General features: G+C 70.7%; 15 protein-coding genes. 9 read left to right on the top strand and 6 right to left on the bottom strand.

What is annotated here, in order from left to right; translation table 11 throughout:
- Window position 1: 1 nt before the first annotated feature.
- Together AC07AG_RS36885 and AC07AG_RS36880 are read left to right on the top strand one after the other, a co-directional pair.
- Window positions 2-1297, top strand: coding sequence for an MFS transporter (locus AC07AG_RS36885; RefSeq protein ID WP_478760887.1), 1296 nt, complete (start codon window positions 2-4; stop codon window positions 1295-1297).
- Between the two features lie 39 nt (window positions 1298-1336).
- Window positions 1337-2491: a sensor histidine kinase gene (locus AC07AG_RS36880; RefSeq protein WP_478760886.1), complete on the top strand. Its 1155-nt coding sequence runs from the start codon at window positions 1337-1339 to the stop codon at window positions 2489-2491.
- Window positions 2492-2579: 88 nt separating this feature from the next.
- Here the strand turns inward: AC07AG_RS36880 and AC07AG_RS36875 are convergent, their stop codons facing one another.
- From AC07AG_RS36875 to AC07AG_RS36865, 3 genes are read right to left on the bottom strand one after another with little or no spacing between them, the layout of a single operon-like run.
- Entirely contained in the window at window positions 2580-3179 is a 600-nt protein-coding gene (locus AC07AG_RS36875; protein ID WP_478760884.1) for a hypothetical protein, read from the bottom strand.
- Window positions 3180-3181: 2 nt separating this feature from the next.
- A complete protein-coding gene (locus AC07AG_RS36870) occupies window positions 3182-4288 on the bottom strand; it encodes a hypothetical protein (protein ID WP_478760883.1) in 1107 nt (368 codons plus the stop codon).
- 36 nt (window positions 4289-4324) lie between these two features.
- Window positions 4325-4543 (bottom strand): MbtH family protein, encoded by a 219-nt coding sequence (locus AC07AG_RS36865; protein WP_478760881.1) that lies wholly within the window; start codon window positions 4541-4543, stop codon window positions 4325-4327.
- 181 nt (window positions 4544-4724) lie between these two features.
- On the opposite strand from AC07AG_RS36865, the gene AC07AG_RS36860 reads away from it, so the two are divergent.
- The gene (locus AC07AG_RS36860) at window positions 4725-5666 is read left to right on the top strand and encodes a TauD/TfdA family dioxygenase (protein WP_478760879.1); all 942 of its coding nucleotides are present in this window, start codon (window positions 4725-4727) and stop codon (window positions 5664-5666) included.
- 36 nt (window positions 5667-5702) lie between these two features.
- On the opposite strand, the gene AC07AG_RS36855 is transcribed toward AC07AG_RS36860, so the two are convergent.
- The 3 genes from AC07AG_RS36855 to AC07AG_RS36845 are packed head-to-tail and all read right to left on the bottom strand — an operon-like array spanning window position 5703 to window position 7878.
- Window positions 5703-6893, bottom strand: coding sequence for an MAB_1171c family putative transporter (locus tag AC07AG_RS36855; RefSeq protein ID WP_478760878.1), 1191 nt, complete (start codon window positions 6891-6893; stop codon window positions 5703-5705).
- Window positions 6890-7456, bottom strand: coding sequence for a hypothetical protein (locus AC07AG_RS36850; protein WP_478760876.1), 567 nt, complete (start codon window positions 7454-7456; stop codon window positions 6890-6892). Before AC07AG_RS36850 ends, AC07AG_RS36855 begins: the two co-directional genes overlap by 4 nt.
- Complete coding sequence (locus AC07AG_RS36845) at window positions 7444-7878, bottom strand: XRE family transcriptional regulator (protein ID WP_478760875.1); 435 nt, start codon at window positions 7876-7878, stop codon at window positions 7444-7446. Before AC07AG_RS36845 ends, AC07AG_RS36850 begins: the two co-directional genes overlap by 13 nt.
- A gap of 251 nt (window positions 7879-8129) precedes the next feature.
- Here AC07AG_RS36845 and AC07AG_RS36840 point away from each other — a divergent pair, with 251 nt between their 5' ends.
- From AC07AG_RS36840 to AC07AG_RS36815, 6 genes are all read left to right on the top strand, one after another.
- Window positions 8130-9131 (top strand): LuxR C-terminal-related transcriptional regulator, encoded by a 1002-nt coding sequence (locus tag AC07AG_RS36840; protein ID WP_478760874.1) that lies wholly within the window; start codon window positions 8130-8132, stop codon window positions 9129-9131.
- A 141-nt stretch (window positions 9132-9272) separates the two neighbouring features.
- Window positions 9273-10277 (top strand): beta-ketoacyl-ACP synthase III, encoded by a 1005-nt coding sequence (locus tag AC07AG_RS36835; RefSeq protein ID WP_478760872.1) that lies wholly within the window; start codon window positions 9273-9275, stop codon window positions 10275-10277.
- A gap of 75 nt (window positions 10278-10352) precedes the next feature.
- Window positions 10353-11378: a TauD/TfdA family dioxygenase gene (locus AC07AG_RS36830; RefSeq protein ID WP_478760871.1), complete on the top strand. Its 1026-nt coding sequence runs from the start codon at window positions 10353-10355 to the stop codon at window positions 11376-11378.
- 133 nt (window positions 11379-11511) lie between these two features.
- Window positions 11512-13335 carry a non-ribosomal peptide synthetase gene (locus tag AC07AG_RS36825; RefSeq protein ID WP_478760869.1) on the top strand — a complete coding sequence of 608 codons (1824 nt, stop codon included), beginning with the start codon at window positions 11512-11514 and terminating at the stop codon, window positions 13333-13335.
- Window positions 13336-13384: 49 nt separating this feature from the next.
- On the top strand, window positions 13385-14128 hold the full coding sequence (locus tag AC07AG_RS36820) for a thioesterase II family protein (protein WP_478760868.1): 744 nt from the start codon (window positions 13385-13387) through the stop codon (window positions 14126-14128).
- A 78-nt stretch (window positions 14129-14206) separates the two neighbouring features.
- Window positions 14207-15487, top strand: coding sequence for an MFS transporter (locus tag AC07AG_RS36815; RefSeq protein ID WP_478760866.1), 1281 nt, complete (start codon window positions 14207-14209; stop codon window positions 15485-15487).
- The last annotated feature ends 48 nt before the right edge of the window (window positions 15488-15535 follow it).

Here is a 15535-nt window from a genome sequence, read left to right as displayed (position 1 = left end):
GATGAGTGAGGACACCCGCGGCCCCTCGGACACCGGCACCTCCACGGAGTCCGGGGGTGCCGCCCCCGCTGCGCCCCGACCCGACCGTCCACCGGTCCCCCTGCGCAAGAACGCCGACTTCATCCGCCTGTGGGTAGGGGCGGGCGTCTCGCAGTTCGGTACGCGGGTGGGCATGACGGCCTTCCCGCTCCTGACGCTGTATCTCACCGGCTCGGCGATGCACGCCGGCCTGGTGGGGTTCGCGGCCTCGCTGCCGAACTTCGTGGTGCAACTGCCGGCCGGTGCGCTGGTCGACCGCTGGGACCGGCGCCGCCTGATGCTGTGGTGCGACGTCCTCGGCGCCCTCTCGATCGCCTCGGTGGCCGTCGCCGTGGCCCTGGGTCACGTGTGGCTGCCCCACCTCATGGCGGCGGCGTTCCTCGAAGGCACCCGGGGCATCGTGGTCGACCTGGGTGAGCGGGCGAGCGTCCGGCAGGTGGTGCCCGCGGGCCATCTCCCGGCCGCGCTCGCCCAGAACGAGGCACGCGGCCAGGCCATGGGGCTGCTCGGGCAGCCGAGCGCCGGCGGCCTGCTCGCCGTCGCGGCCTGGCTGCCCTTCGCCACCACCGCACTCGCCTCGTCGGTGGCGGCGGTGTGCGTGACGCTGATGCGCGGGAACCGGGGCGTCCGCGCCGGCTCACGGGCCCGGCCGCTGCACACCGACATCAGGGAGGGCGTCACCTGGCTGTGGCGGCACCGGGTCGCGCGGTTGCTCGTCGCCCTCTTCGCGGGCTGCAACTTCGCCTTCCAGATCCTGATGCTCACCGTCATGGTGATCATTCAGCAGAGCGGCCGCTCACCGGTGTTCGTCGCCCTGGTCACCGGCTGCGGTGGCCTCGGCGGGCTCGCCGGGGCGCTGGCCGCTCCGCGCCTCAGGCGGCGCTTCGGACTGCGCCCCGTCTTCCTCACCGGCTGTGCGGCGTGGACGCTCATCACGCCGCTGGTCGCGTGGGTGCGCCACCCCGCGGGGCTTGCCGTCATCCTGACCGCCACCACGCTCATCGTCGGCGTACTGAGCGTCACCGCCTGGGTCTTCCAGGTCCAGAACACCCCGGACGAGCTCCAGGGCCGGGTGAACGGGACGGCACGCTTCCTGGCGTCCGGAGCGAACTCCCTGGGCGCGTTGAGCGGCGGCTTTCTCCTGGCCTCCGTCGGCGCAGGGCCGACGGGGCTCGTCGTCTGCGGTGTCATGCTGCTGGTGACCGCCGTGGTGCTCTCCGGCAGACGGACCCTGGCCGAACCGGCCGGCTCCTCGTGACATTCGGCCGAACTACCCGCTGAGGCTAAGCTTTTGTCCATGCATTCCCTCCACCGAGTGATTCAGCGGTTGCGGCCCCCGTTATGGAAAGTGTGGAAGACCCTCACTTTTCTTGCCGCCGGAATTCCGCTGCAGCTCGTCTCGCTCCTCTGCGCGCTTCTCCCCAAGATGATTCCGGTCCTGACGCTGATTCAGCGATACCGATTTCAGACCGTTCTCGGCGTGGAGATCGCGCGCACGCCCGAGAACGACCGGAGAACACGGTGGCGGCAGGCGAAGTACCACCTTCTGTCCGGACCCGCGGTGGCGCTCGCGGCGGCCGTCGGTCTCGCGCTGTGGCTCGTGGGGTTCGCGGCAGGCACCGTGTACATCTGGGTGTGGGAGCTTCCGCTGGAGTGGCGTCTCGCGCACCACGGCTACTCCGTCACGGCGGGCTATGTGATGGCGGCCGGCCTCGCCGTGCTCGCCTTCGCCACCTGGGCCTGCGGCGGACTGACACGCCTCGACGCCCTCGCGGCCAGGAAGCTGCTCGGCCCCACGCGGGCCGAGATCCTGGAGCAGCGCGTGGAGAACCTCACGGAGAGCCGGGCGGGCGTGGTGGAGGCGGCCGACGCCGAGCGGCGCCGCATCGAGCGCGACCTGCACGACGGCGCCCAGCAGCGTCTTGTGGCCATGGCGGTCAATCTCGGCCTGGCCAGGGCGACGCTCGGTGACCAACTGCCGGACGACGCCCGCGAAGTCATCGACGAGGCGCACCGCGAGGCGAAGGAGGCCATCTCCGAGCTGGGGAACCTGGTCCGCGGCCTGCACCCGGCCGTGCTCGAGGACCGGGGGCTCGACGCCGCGCTCTCCGGTATCGCCGAACGCGTTCCGCTGCCCGTGCGTCTCAACGTCGAGCTGGCCGTAAGGCCCTTGCCGACGGTCGAGGCGGTCGCCTACTTCGTCGTCTCCGAGGCGCTCACCAATGTGATCAAGCACGCCGACGCGTCCGGTGTCGATGTCACGGTCGGCCGGATCGGCGACTCGCTGCTCGTCATCGTCTCGGACGACGGTGTCGGAGGCGCGGACGCCACCGCCGGTACCGGACTCGACGGCCTCGCCAAGCGCGTGGCGTCCGTCGACGGTTCGCTCGCCATCAGCAGCCCGGCCGGCGGCCCGACCGTGCTGACCGTGACGCTGCCCTGCGGGACCTGAACCTGTCCGGCCGCGACACACAGCAGCCGGCCCCGGTCGCATGACGACCGGGGCCGGCTCTCGTGTGCTGCGGGCGTCCGCGTCCTGTTCAGTCCCACGTCCAGACCGCTGCGGTACGTGTGCCGCGGCCACGCCACCACAGGGCGAAGCCGATCGGCACCATGAGCAGGCCCGGCAGCAGTCCCACCGCCCAGCTGACCTCGATGGGCGGTCCGGGGCGCGGCCCCACGGAGACGGCGAGGGTTCCGCGGCCCTTCCCCTCGGGTCCGTCGACGGCCAGGTCGAACTTCCAGGTGCCCTCGTCCGGCAGCAGGGTGGCGTCAAGTCCCCACCGGTCATGGGAGCGTGTGTACCGGGGAAGCTCCCGGCCCAGACCGGCGCCGCGCTTTCCGTACTCGCCGCCCGACGGCCGGATGAGGTGCAGCCGGGCCGTACGGCCCTTGATGCCCTGGGTGGGCTGGAACGTCATGTCCAGTGAACGGCCCGCGTACAGCGGCCAGTCGCTGAACGACACCTGCAGGTCGTACGGGCCCGCCTTCACCCGCTCGGAGTGCACCACCGGAGCCGGACCGGCCTCGGCCGATGCGGCGGGCGCCCAGACGAGCGTGGCCAGCAGGCCGAGCACCGTCACCGATACGGAACGCCTCAGGTACCGCGACCGGTTCCGCCATGTCGTGTGTCGTCGCATGGTCACACCTCCATGACGGGCCGCAGCGCGGGCTCGGACGGCGTCGAAGCGGCGGGCGGCATGTCCGCGCCCGGGGCCAGCCTGCGCAGGGAGATCGCGGCGGACCAGCCGAGCGGCCCGGCTCCCGCGCCCAGGACGGTCGCGATCACGATGACCAGCGGCGAGAAGCCGTTGCCCAGCTGCGGGGTGTAGAGCAGCGCCATCAGCAGGGCGGCGACCGCGCTGATCGCGGGGACGGCGGCCTTGGGCGAGAGTCCGCGGCGGCGCAGGACCACCAGGCCGACCTCCACGAGCAGGGCGATCAGCGGCAGCACCATCGGGTAGAGCGAGGCAAGCTCGGGTCGGCCCGAGATGTTGTCGCGCAGCGAGAGACCCAGGCTCTCGGCGTAGAGCCGGGTGATCCAGGGCGCGAAGAACCAGTCGATCGCGTGCAGCGCTCCGAAGATCAGCCCCGTGAGCGTCACCCAGCCGGTGGCGCGGGTCACCCCGGCCACCAGCATCAGGGCGAAGAGGGCGACCACGGTCACCGACACCTCGAAGGGCTGCGCCCAGAAGAGCGCGAACATCATCGAGGTCAGGGACGTGGCCACGGACAGGACGAGTCCCCAGCGGGTGATCCCGCGGCCGCCGAGCGCGATGAACGCGAGGACCGCGCCGACGCAGATCGTCAGGCCGCCGAGAGAGAGCCCCACGTGGGGAGGGGAGTTGAGGGTGACATCGAACCCGTACACGGTGTGCCACCACAGGTCGATCATTCCGTAGATCAGCTCGACCGCGGCGCCGACGCCCGCGACGAGGAACCCGACCGGCGCCCGGAAGACGCCAAGGACGGTCACGGCACGGCCGGCCGTGATGCTTCTCGGGTCGGCGCGCCAGGCGCCGGTGCGCATCAGCACGATCACCACGCTGGCCAGACCGGCCAGCGTCGGTGCGGCGTAGATGAGCATGTGGGGGGCGGTGAAGAAGGTGTCAGGCCCCACGTCGTCGTGCCACTGCACATCCCAGACCACGCCGAAACTGGTGGAGAGCAGGGCGACCGACAGCAGCCAGCACCCCACCAGTTCGAGCCGGTCGGGGCCGTCGGACGACGGGGATTCGCGCTCAGTCATCAATCGGGGTCCCTCGCCGGGTGTGATCGGATGTGGTCATGCGGGGAGGGACTGCTCCATGCTCCGGCGCAGGCTCAACGGCCGCATGTCCGTCCACACCTCGTCGATGCGGGCGAGGCACTGCTCGCGCGTCCCCTCGGTGCCCTCGGTCCGCCAGCCCTCCGGCAGGTCGCGCTCCACCCACCAGATCGAGTACTGCTCCTCGCCGTTGAGGACCACGCGGTAACGGGCATCGTCGGTGAATTCGTCGGCCATGACAGGCTCCTCGGCATTTCCGGAATAGGGAATCCCGGGAATGCTCGGCCCATGTCCTATACCGCCTCTATACCAACGGCCGCTTCACGTACCGGCGGAGTATGGCCGGAATATAGCCGCCTGCCGCACCGTGGCCGGGACAGGAGCGCACGATCCGCCACATCGGGAGGTCACGGTCTCAATGGAGAACCGTCAGGGATGGAAACCACTGGAGATCGGCCCGTCGGACGCCGGGGTCACCGCGGACGCCGCCGGCCTCGTCTCCCATCTGGAATCACTCACCGATCTGGAACAACTCCTCGCCAAGGAAAAGGCGCTGGTCTTCCGGGGCTTCCGGGTGCCCGAGGACGGCCTCGAACCCGTCATGGACCTGCTGCTGCCCAACCGGCTCGCGTATGTGCACGGCAACTCCCCGCGCACCAAGGTCGGCAAGAACGTCTACACGTCGACCGAGTACCCGGCCGAGTACGTGATCTCCATGCACAACGAACTGTCGTACGCGCATCAGTGGCCTGCCAGGCTGCTCTTCTACTGCGCCGTGGCCCCGGCGACCGGCGGCGCCACCCCCGTGGTGGACGGCACGCTGTGGCTCGACTCCCTGGACGACGACGTGCGTGAGGCGTTCGCGGGCGGCGTCCGCTACACCCAGAATCTGCACGGCGGCCGTGGTCTCGGCAAGAGCTGGCAGGACACCTTCGAGACCGGCAGCAAGGACGAGGTGGAGGAGTTCCTCACCGACGCCCGCGCGAGCTGGGAGTGGCTGCGCGGCGACACGCTGCGGGTGACGCAGGAGCGCGCGTCCACCCTGCGGCACCCGATCACCGGCGAGGAGGTCTGGTTCAACCAGGCCGACCAGTGGCACCCCGCGGGTCTGGGCGACGAGACCGCCGCCGAGCTGGCCAAGGTCATGCCCGCCGACGAGCTGCCCCAGTCGGTCAGTTACGCCGACGGCCGCCCGATCCCCGCCGAGCACGTCCTCCAGGTGCGCGACCGCGGGCTCGCCGCCGCCGTGGACGTGGACTGGCGCCAGGGCGATCTGCTGCTGGTCGACAACGTCCTCGCGGGACACGGCCGTCGCTCGTACACCGGAGCGCGCAAGGTGCTGGTGGCCATGTCCAACTGACGCCCGCGGCGTGGGCCCCCGAGCGCGCCTCCGTGCTCATACGGAGGTGAGCAGCGGGCCCACGCGGTAGGCGTGGGCGACCTGGAGCAACCAGGTGATCTCCGCGCTCAGATCGGCCGCCGACGGACCGTCGGCGGCCCGTCCGGTGTCGGGCACCGCGGGCCGCAGCCCCAGTCCCCTGGCGTGCACGGCCGCCTTGAGCTGGGCGGCCGTGACGCTCGCCGCCAGTTCGGCGCCGTACAGCCTGGTGGCCTTGCCCAGACGGTCGGCGCGCTCGGCGACCTCCGCGTCGAGGTCGTCGCGCAGGGCCAGTTGCCCGTCCCGGATCTCGATGACCCTCCGGTACAGCCTGAACTCCAAGTTCCGCACGGTGAGCAGCGAGGAGAGCCGCGAACACGATCCGCTCTCCAGGACGATGGTCGGCGTGGCCTGTTGAAGCGCCCTCCAGAGCGGATGGAGACGCTGGTACTGCACATAGCTCCGCACGGCGCGGCGGCCCATGGTCAGTGAGGGTCCCCAGCCCGGCAGCGTCCATCCGACCTGGGCGAGCAGTGCGCCGATGCCACCGCAGAGCCACGCGGAGCGCTCCACCCACGACGGATCCAGGGTGACGCAGCCGCACAGGCCGTTGCCGAACCGGACCACTCCGTACCCGAGGGAGAGCGCGGATCCCACCGCCGTGACGCGCAGCCCGCGCCGCAGCCACAGCCGGTTCACCCGCCGGGCGAAGCGCAGGCACTGGACCGAAACCAGTACCTCGCCGACCATGAACACCCCGCTGTACAGCAAGAGATACTGGGCGTACGCGGGGTCCGACGCGTAGTGGATGGTGAAGTCCCTGGGGTGTTCGCCCGAGGGCTGCAGCCGGGCGAAGAGCACGGCGAGGACGGCCACCACCCCGCTGGTGAGCAGGGCGTGGCACGTCACCCTCACCCAGGCCGGTCCCGGCGGATGGAGCAGCCGGCCGAGGAAGGCGCACTGGGCCGCGATCAGGCCCATCACGCAGCTCTGGGCCAGCAGCGCCGCGCTGTTGGCGACCCCGGTCAGCCGGTCGACGACCGGCCACACGACGGGGGTGGACAGGGTGAAGCTGAGCGCCGAGAAACCGTGCACGCCGCACAGCGCCCACAGCGCCGGGTCACGCGGCGTGCGGCGCAGCGCGCTGGCCTTGTAGATCAGAGCCGCCCAGGCGACCAGTGCGCAGAGCGGGTGCAGCAGACCCGTCACGGACGGTCGGACATCCGTCGGACGTCCGGCGACCGCCGCAGCAGCGTCCGCTCCAGCCTGCCGACGAGCCCCGCGCTCTCGGCGGTGGCCGCCCAGACGGGGTCCACGGGCCGGTGGTTGGCGCCCTGCAGGAGCAGCGTGCCGATCAGCTCGGCCTCCTGCTCCTCATCGGCCGTGTACGCGGATCGCATCCGCACCCCTGTGACGCTGCGCGCGTCGAGGCCGGCCGGCAGCAGCCGTGCGGTCTGCTCGCCCAGGGCGGGCTCCCGCGGCCGTTCCTCGTCGTGGCACAGCAGATGTCCCAGCTCATGTCCGATGATGTGCTGCTGGTGGACCGGGCTGGTCTGCTGCTCGTAGAAGATGTAGTCGGCCTGGGACGTACGGACCCACACTCCGCAGTGCCCCTCGGCGGGGAAGGCCATCGCCTCCAGGTGGATGGTCCGTCCCGTCCGCTCGGTCACTCGCCGGCACACGTCCGGGATGCCGTAGGGGGTCGGCAGGTCGAGTTCGCGGACCAGGGCTTCGTACCGCGCTCGCCGCTTTCTCGGTATCACTCCTGGCACGGCTCGTCCGGGCACTCCGCGAGACCTTCCAACTCCCGTACGCGCTCGATCACTTCGGTGATCGAGTCCAGGCTCTTCGCGGACAGGCCGGAAGCGCGCAGGGCGATGGCCTGCACTCCGGCGTCCTTGAGGACGGCGAGCAGCCGCACGTCCGGGGACACGTCTCCCTTGTCGAAGAAGTACGTGGGCGGAACTCCGAAGAACTGGGCGAGCGCCTCGACATGACGAAGCGTCGGATTGTCCCGGTGCCCCTTGCGCAGCAGCCAGATGTAGCTCGCCGAGATGGGGACACCGCTGAGAGTGATGCTGCGCGCGACCTCTTCCGTGCTGTACGGCCGCCGGCCCGATGGAGTCGCGGTGCGGAACAGGTGGTTGAGCTTGTCGGCGAGACGCAGCCCGGCCGTCACGCCAGGTTCGTTCACGTGGGTACCTCCAGCTGGTGGGGTGATTCTACCGTCGGACGGCACTCCTGTACGAACACGATCAAACCTTTGCCCTGCTTTGATCATTCTGCACCCACATCTTGTAGGGACGTTGGATAGAGTCCCCAACTCACGTAGCAATTGTGATGGCGGGGATTCGTTCCACAGTCGAGACCACGGCTGATGTCTTCCCGTCGAGGCGGCCGCGAAGTAGGGCAAGTGGGTCGCCATGTGCTTCTGGGGAGGGCGCAGTGTTCGACTTACTTGGCCTGAACGGCATCGCACAGGCCGTGTACGAGGAAATGCTCAGGAATCCGGCGGCGGACGTCGATGACCTCTCCTGGGCCCTCAGCCTGCCGACGTCCCAAGTGCGGGACGGTCTCGCCCGGTTGAACGAGCTCGCGCTGATCCGGCCGTCGTGGCAGACGCCGGGAGAGTACCGCGCGGTGGAACCGGAAGTCGGCCTCGAACTCCTGCTGTCCAACCAGGAGGCGGACCTGCGCCGCAGGCAGGAGGAGATCGAGGCGGGCCGTCTCGAACTGGAGCGCCTGGTCGCCCAGTACGCGGAGTTCAGCCATGTCCGGCAGAGCGCGGACACCGAGCGGCTCAGCGGAATCGACGCGATCCGCCTGCGCATCGAATCACTCGCGTCGAGATGCGAGAGCGAGGTCATCGCCTTCGTGCCGGGCGGCGCCCAGTCCCCCGCCAACATGGAGGCCAGCCGGCCTCTCGACGAATCGACCCTCCTGCGGGGCGTGCAGATGCGCACGGTCTACCTGGAGAGCATCGGCAACGACCCGGCCACGAAGGAGTACGCGCGCTGGCTCGCCGACTCGGGTGCGCACATCCGCTTCGCCGCGGTGCTGCCGCCCCGCATGGTGATCTACGACCGCAAGGTCGCCATCGTGCCGGACGACCCCGACGCGACCCACCGCGGCGCGCTCGTCACCCGGAGCAAGGGCGTCGTCAGCGCCCTGTGCGAGCTCTTCGAGCAGGTCTGGGCCACCGCGCGGCCGCTGGGCGCCGACAGCCGGCCCGGGTACGACGGTCTCACCCTGCAGGAACAGGCCGTGCTGCGGCTGCTGGCCCAGGGGAACACCGACGACCAGATCGCCCGGAGGCTCGGCACGTCGGTCCGCACGACCAGACGCATCACCGCGGCCCTCGCCAACCGGCTCGGCGCCAGGAGCAGGTTCCAGACGGGGGCCCTCGCGGTGGTCCGCGGCTGGCTCAACCCACGGGAGCTCGGCTGAGCCCGCCAGGGCCGGGGCCCGCCGCGCGCCCCACCGTATAGACCTTCTATAGGGAACCGTCCGACGCTTCTCGGCGGCGCTCGGCGGCTGGTTCTCACCACCGCCGGCCGCCCCACCACTGTCGACCACACGAGGCGCGGCATGCTTCCCAGAACTCAGCGAACCGAAGCGCGGGGATCCCGGATCCTGGGCATCGGTGTCTACCGTCCACGGCGCGTGGTCGGCAACGACGAAGCGGCGGACAGGACCGGGCGTACGGCCGAGTGGATCCGGCGCCGCACGGGCATCGTGGAACGCCGCTACGCGGGACCCGACGAGTCCGTGGCCGACATGGCCGTCGAGGCGGCCACGAAGGCCCTCGCCGACGCCGGTGTCACCGCGGCCGAGATCGACATGGTCCTGGTCGCCTCGATGTCGGATCTGCGGCAGAGCCCCGGTCCCGCGCCGGACGTGGCCCACCGCATCGGCAGCCGGGCCGCGGCCATGGACCTGAACGCCGCCTGCGCGGGGTTCAGTTACGGCATCGGGCTCGCCGCCTCCATGGTCAGGGACGGCACGGCCCGCCATGTACTGCTGGTCGGCTCCGAGCGGATGACCGACATCGTGGACCCGCACGACCCAGGTGCGGCGTTCCTCTTCGCCGACGGGGCGGGAGCCGTGGTGATCGGCCCCGCCCCGGCCGGCGAGGAGGGGATCGGCCCCGTCGTGTGGGGTTCCGACGGCGGACGCGGCGAGCTGATCGCCCATGACGCCACATGGACGCAGTACCGCGACACCCCCGGCGCCGCGTGGCCCGCGATGCGGATGGCCGGACCCGAGGTCTTCCGCTGGGCGATCGAGGACATGCCCGAGACCGCCCGGAAGGCTGCCGCGGCGGCCGGGGTGGGGCTGGACGACCTCGACGCCTTCGTGCCGCACCAGGCCAACCTCCGGATCATCGACACCCTCGCCCAGCGCCTCGAACTGCCGCCGGACGTCGCCGTGGGCCGCGACGTGGTGCATTCGGGCAACACCTCGTCGGCCTCCATCCCCCTGGCCGTCTCCCGGCTCCGGGAGCTGGGCGCGGTCGGCAGCGGAGCCACGGCCCTGTTCATCGGCTTCGGCGCCGGACTCACCTGGGCGGCCCAGGTCGTGACGCTGCCCTGAGGACCGCAGGGCCACCGCAGGACGACCGCAGGACGACACCGCACGCGAGCACAGACTTGAGACAAGGAGCACACGGTGAGCAGCACACGGACGGCTCGAACCGCCGCACTGGAATGGGAGTTCGCCCCGGGCCTGCCGGCCACCGCGAGGATCGGCGGCCTGACGGCCATGGCCGAGGCAGCGGAACTGCTGGCGTCGGTCCGGGGTGAGATCGAAGCGGCCCTGCACGAGCACGGCTCCGTCCGGCTGCGCGGGGTCCCCCTCACCGGCGTGGACGACTTCGCCGTCGTACGGGATGTCCTTCTCCCGCAGCCCACGCCTTACCGCGAGAAGGCCACCCCCCGCAGCGACTTCGGCAACGGCGTCTTCTCCTCCACGGACCTGCCGCCCTCGCAGCCGATCCGGATGCACAACGAGAACAGCTACACCCTGACCTTCCCCGGCCTGCTGATGTTCGCCTGCCTGGTGGCGCCATCCGAGGGCGGTGCCACGCCGGTCGCCGACTGCCGTCAGGTCCTGCGCCTCCTGCCGGAATCCATCGTCGCGAAGGTGCGCGCCGGCGGCTGGCTGCTCCGGCGCAGCTACTCCGAGAACATCTCCACGCAGTGGACGACCGCCTTCGCCACCACCGACCGGAGCGAGGTCGAGCGGTACTGCGCCGAGAACCTCATCTCCCACGCCTGGCAGGAGGACGGCAACCTCCGCACCAGCCAGCTGAGGCCCGGCGTGGTCCGCCACCCCTCGACCGACGAGGAGGTGTGGTTCAACCATCTCGCGTTCTGGAACGAGTGGTCCCTGGACGAGGAGCTCAGGGAGGCACTGACCGACGAATTCGGCCCCGAGGGGCTTCCGTTCAACACGGCCTTCGGTGACGGGGTCGCGCTGACCCAGGACGAGCTGGAGACGATCCAGGCCGCCTACGAAGAGGCCACCGTGCGCGCACCGTGGGAAGTGGGCGATCTCCTCCTCGTCGACAACGTCCTGGCCGCGCACGGCCGCGACCCCTTCCGCGGCGACCGCAAGATCGTCGTCGCCATGGGAAACCCCGTGGACATCGCGGACTGCCGTCCCGGCGTCAGCCCCGCGCCCCACCCCGCGTAATCACCACGCCCCGTACCGCGTGCCTGTCTTCTCTTCACTCCTCCTCTCTTCTCTCCTCCTCATCTTTTCCTCTCCTCTGCTCGCCGCCCGCACTGTGCCGTTGCACCACCCCGTCCTCGAAGGAGTCCGTTCCATGGCTGATCCCCTCCGGCAGCCGGCCGACATGCTGAGCCGCTTCCAGCGAGCGGTCCTCGACGCCCCGGACCGGACCGCCGTATGGGCGACGGACGGCCGGCTGACCTTTGCCGAACTCGACCGGGCCACCGCATGCCTGGCCGAGTCCCTCCGCGCCCGAGGAGTCGGCCCGGGTGACAGGGTCGGCGTCGCTCTCCCCCGTGGGGGAGAGCTTGTCGTGGCCCTGCTGTCGGTGTGGCGTGCGGGCGCCGCCTACGTACCCCTCGACCCGGCCTATCCACGGGACCGGCTCGCGTTCATGGCCGAGGACTCGGGAATCCGGCTGCTGCTGGCGCAGGACGAGTCCCCCACTGCCGCGCGGTTCCTGCCCACCGGGGTGGAAACGGTCCCCGTGCGCGTCACGACGGACCACCTGTCCCCCACGCACCCGGACCCGGTGGTGCCCGTACTCGCCCCCGCCTACGTCATCTACACCTCGGGGTCGACCGGCACGCCCAAGGGTGTCCAGGCGACTCGGGGCGGTGTGGCCTCGCTCGTCTCCGCGCTCGAAGAGGCGGGTATGTACGATGCCGGGCCGCGGGTCGTCGCCTGGAACGCCAGCGCGTCCTTCGACGCCTCCGTCCAGCAGTGGGTGCGGGTGTGCCGGGGCGACACCGTCGTGGTCCTCGACGACGACCACCGCAAGGATCCCGAGCAACTCGCCTCTCTCCTCGACCGCCTTGGCGTGACGGATCTCGATCTGACGCCGTCGCACTGGGAGTTCCTCCGCGCGCAGCTCCTGTCCCCGCGTGCCGACGGGCGTGTCCTGCGGCTCTTCATGGGCGGGGAGCCCGTCCCCGGACACCTGTGGAGCGAACTCGCCGCCGCCGGTGCCCGGGGAGAGCTCGAAGCCCTGAACCTCTACGGGCCCACCGAGTGCACCGTCGACGCCACCGCCGCCTGGATCACGGGCGAGCACCCGCACATCGGCCGCCCGCTCGCGCAGTCCCAGGTGCACCTCCTGGACAGCGCTCTGCTTCCGGTGCCCGCGGGTGCCGTCGGCGAGGTGTTCATCGGCGGCCCCCGCCTGGCGCACGGCTATGTGAACCAGCCCTCGCTGACCGCCGCACGCTTCGTGCCCGACCCCCACGGCGGCCCCGGCGCCCGGATGTACCGCACCGGCGACCGGGCGAAGCTGACGGCCGACGGAACCCTGGAATTCGTCGGACGCGTCGACCGCCAGGTCAAGCTCCGCGGCTTCAGGGTCGAACTGGGCGAGATAGAACAGGTGCTGGCCACGCACCCGGACGTCGCCCATGCCGCCGTACTGGTCCGCGACGATGGCTCCGCCGACGAACAGCTGGTGGCCTACTGCACACCGGCCGAGCCCTCCGCGCAGCCCACCGCCGATGCCCTCGCCGCCGCACTGCGCGAGCACGCCACCGGGGCGCTGCCCGCCTTCATGGTGCCGTCCTTCTACGTACTCCTGAACGAGCTGCCGCTGACCCCCAACGGCAAGCTCGACACGGCCGCCCTGCCCGACCCCCGGGCGGCGGCCGGGACGACCGCGACCACGACTCCGCCGCCCGGCAGCGAACCGGAAGGCACCTTCGAGACGCTGATCGCGAGCGTCTGGTCCGAGGTGCTCGGCCGGGAGGGGATCGGTGCCGACGACGACTTCTTCGCTCTCGGCGGTCACTCGCTCATGGCGCTGCGCGTGGTCGCACGCCTCAAGAAGCACCTCGGTCTGAGCGTCTCGACGAAGGAGGTCTACCGCCACCCCCGGCTGCGGGACCTCGCCGTGCACGTCGAGGGCAAGAACCGGCTCACCGCCGGGGCCTGACCGTTGTCGCTGACATCGGATTTCGCTGACATCGGAGAAGAGGACAGAGATGCTCGACACCGCACTGGTCCGCCCCCAGCCCGTCCCTGACGCGCGGCTGACGCTGGTCTGCCTCGGGTTCTGTGGCGGGGGCGCGGGCGTGTACCTCCCCTGGACGGAGGAGCTGCCGGCCGGCGTCGAACTCGCCGCCGTCTGCTATCCGGGCCGGGAAGGGCGCTTCTTGGAGGACTTCGCCGCGGACTGGGACGCCCTGGCCGAGGACGCCCTCGCCGTCGTCGCCTCGGTGGACGGCCCGTATGTGCTGTTCGGCCACAGCATGGGCGGCTGGATGGCGTTCGACGTCGCCTCCCGCATCGAGGAACGCGGCGGCCGGGCACCCGAAGCCCTTGTCGTCTCCGCGGCGAACGCCCCCAGCCTCGGCCTGAACGCCCAGGACATGTTCCCCTCGCAGCAGGACACCGACGCCCAACTCATGGACTGGATACGCACGTTCGGTCTCATGCCGGACCATGTGCTCGGTGATCCGGACCTGGCGGAGATGGCCATGGACCTCATGCGCGCCGACATCAGGGTCCGCGACTCCTTCTACTACCGCGAGGGCGCGAAGGTGAGCACACCGCTCCAGGTCCTCTCCGGTGCCGACGACGACGTCGTCGACCGGAACGCGGGAGAGCACTGGAGCAAGCTGGCCATGGGCGACTTCCGGCACGACGTCCTGCCCGGCGGGCACTTCTACACCCAGGACATCTGGCGCGGCCTGCCGTCCCGCATCGCCGCCCTGCAGCACCCCTGAGCACGGGGTCAAGTCCTGTGGGCGCAGAGGTAATTGGGTTGCCCGGAGCATGGGGCGTCCGCGACACTGCGCCCCATCATGACTAGTGCCCCCGGGGACATACCCGACGCGTCAGGGGGCCTGTGGTCCCGTGACTTCTCGCTCTTCTTCGCCGCCCGCGGTGTCGCCAGGCTCGGCGACATGATGGCCCCGGTGGCACTGGCCACCGGGCTGGTCCTGAGCGGGTACGGGGCCGGGGTGGTGGGGGCCGTACTGGCCAGCATGACCGCCTGCTTCGCCGGGTTCGTCATCTTCGGCGGGGTGATCGCCGACCGGGTGAACAACCGGGTGCTGATGATCGGGGCGGACCTCGTACGCGTCGCCGTGCAGGCCGTGATGGCCGGGCTCTTCTTCACCGATCACATCGTCGTCTGGCAGATCTGCCTCCTTTCGGCCGTCAACGGCATCTGCGCCGCGCTCTTCCAGCCCGGCCTGCCCACCCTCATCCCGCGGATCGCCGCGGACGTGCAGGGTGCGAACGGGGCCATCCGCACCATCGAGTCCCTGATGACCATGGCGGGGCCCGCGGTGGCCGGTGCGCTGGTGGGGATCACCGAACCGGGCGGAGTCTTCGTCGCGTACGCCTTCACGTATCTGGCGAGTGCGATCTGCCTGGCACTGCTGCGACTGCCTGCGGCAGGCCGGTCCGTGGTGGCGAAGGAGAACTCCTTCCGGTCCGATCTGGTGCAGGGGTGGCAGGAGTTCAGGTCCCGTACCTGGCTCTGGGGCGTCATCGTGATCTGGATGGTCCTCATGGTCTCGTCCTGGGGGCCGATGGTCCCGCTGATCGCGACCGAGGTCGTCTCCGAGCACGGCCCCGGCACGCTCGGCCTCGTCAACTCGGCCATGGGCGCGGGCATGGTGGTCGGCGCCCTCGTCGCCATGCGGGTACGTCCGGTGCGGCCACTGCGGGCCGGTTCCGTCGCGCTGCTCCTGTACTGGCTGCAGCCGGCGTCGGTGGCGCTCGGCCTTCCGGTGCCGCTGATCGCCGCGGGGCTCGCGGCCGCCGGTGCGGCCAACGCCTTCTGGGGCGTGATGTGGACGACCAGCATCCTGACCCAGGTGCCGACCGGGGTACGCAGCCGGGTGCACGCCTACGACGTGGCCGGATCGGTGGCGATGATGCCCGTGGGTCAGGCGCTCGCCGGTCCCGCGTCGGAGATCTTCGGGGTGCGTGAAGTCCTTGGGTTCAACGCGGTGATGGCGATGGTGGTGGCGGTGGCGCTGCTGTCCGTGCCTGCGATCCGCAATCTGCGCAAGGCGGATGGCCGAGGCACACCCGAGGCCGCTCGGGCCGCAGTTGGGAAGTCTGTGGGCTGAACCTGCCTTTCCTTGCCTTGCCTTGCCGCTGAACCGGCCCGGATCGGA

This window comes from Streptomyces sp. NPDC044044 (assembly GCF_056434405.1).
This window is presented reverse-complemented; position numbering and strand designations above follow the sequence as displayed.

What these genes read in the sequence shown, in the direction of transcription:
- AC07AG_RS36865 (WP_478760881.1), bottom strand. Translation starts at nt 4,543, where the DNA reads ATGGCCGACGAATTCACCGACGATGCCCGTTACCGCGTGGTCCTCAAC.
- AC07AG_RS36820 (WP_478760868.1), top strand. Translation starts at nt 13,385, where the DNA reads ATGCTCGACACCGCACTGGTCCGCCCCCAGCCCGTCCCTGACGCGCGG.
- AC07AG_RS36870 (WP_478760883.1), bottom strand. Translation starts at nt 4,288, where the DNA reads ATGACTGAGCGCGAATCCCCGTCGTCCGACGGCCCCGACCGGCTCGAA.
- AC07AG_RS36815 (WP_478760866.1), top strand. Translation starts at nt 14,207, where the DNA reads ATGACTAGTGCCCCCGGGGACATACCCGACGCGTCAGGGGGCCTGTGG.
- AC07AG_RS36860 (WP_478760879.1), top strand. Translation starts at nt 4,725, where the DNA reads ATGGAGAACCGTCAGGGATGGAAACCACTGGAGATCGGCCCGTCGGAC.
- AC07AG_RS36825 (WP_478760869.1), top strand. Translation starts at nt 11,512, where the DNA reads ATGGCTGATCCCCTCCGGCAGCCGGCCGACATGCTGAGCCGCTTCCAG.
- AC07AG_RS36885 (WP_478760887.1), top strand. Translation starts at nt 2, where the DNA reads ATGAGTGAGGACACCCGCGGCCCCTCGGACACCGGCACCTCCACGGAG.
- AC07AG_RS36875 (WP_478760884.1), bottom strand. Translation starts at nt 3,179, where the DNA reads ATGCGACGACACACGACATGGCGGAACCGGTCGCGGTACCTGAGGCGT.
- AC07AG_RS36880 (WP_478760886.1), top strand. Translation starts at nt 1,337, where the DNA reads ATGCATTCCCTCCACCGAGTGATTCAGCGGTTGCGGCCCCCGTTATGG.
- AC07AG_RS36835 (WP_478760872.1), top strand. Translation starts at nt 9,273, where the DNA reads ATGCTTCCCAGAACTCAGCGAACCGAAGCGCGGGGATCCCGGATCCTG.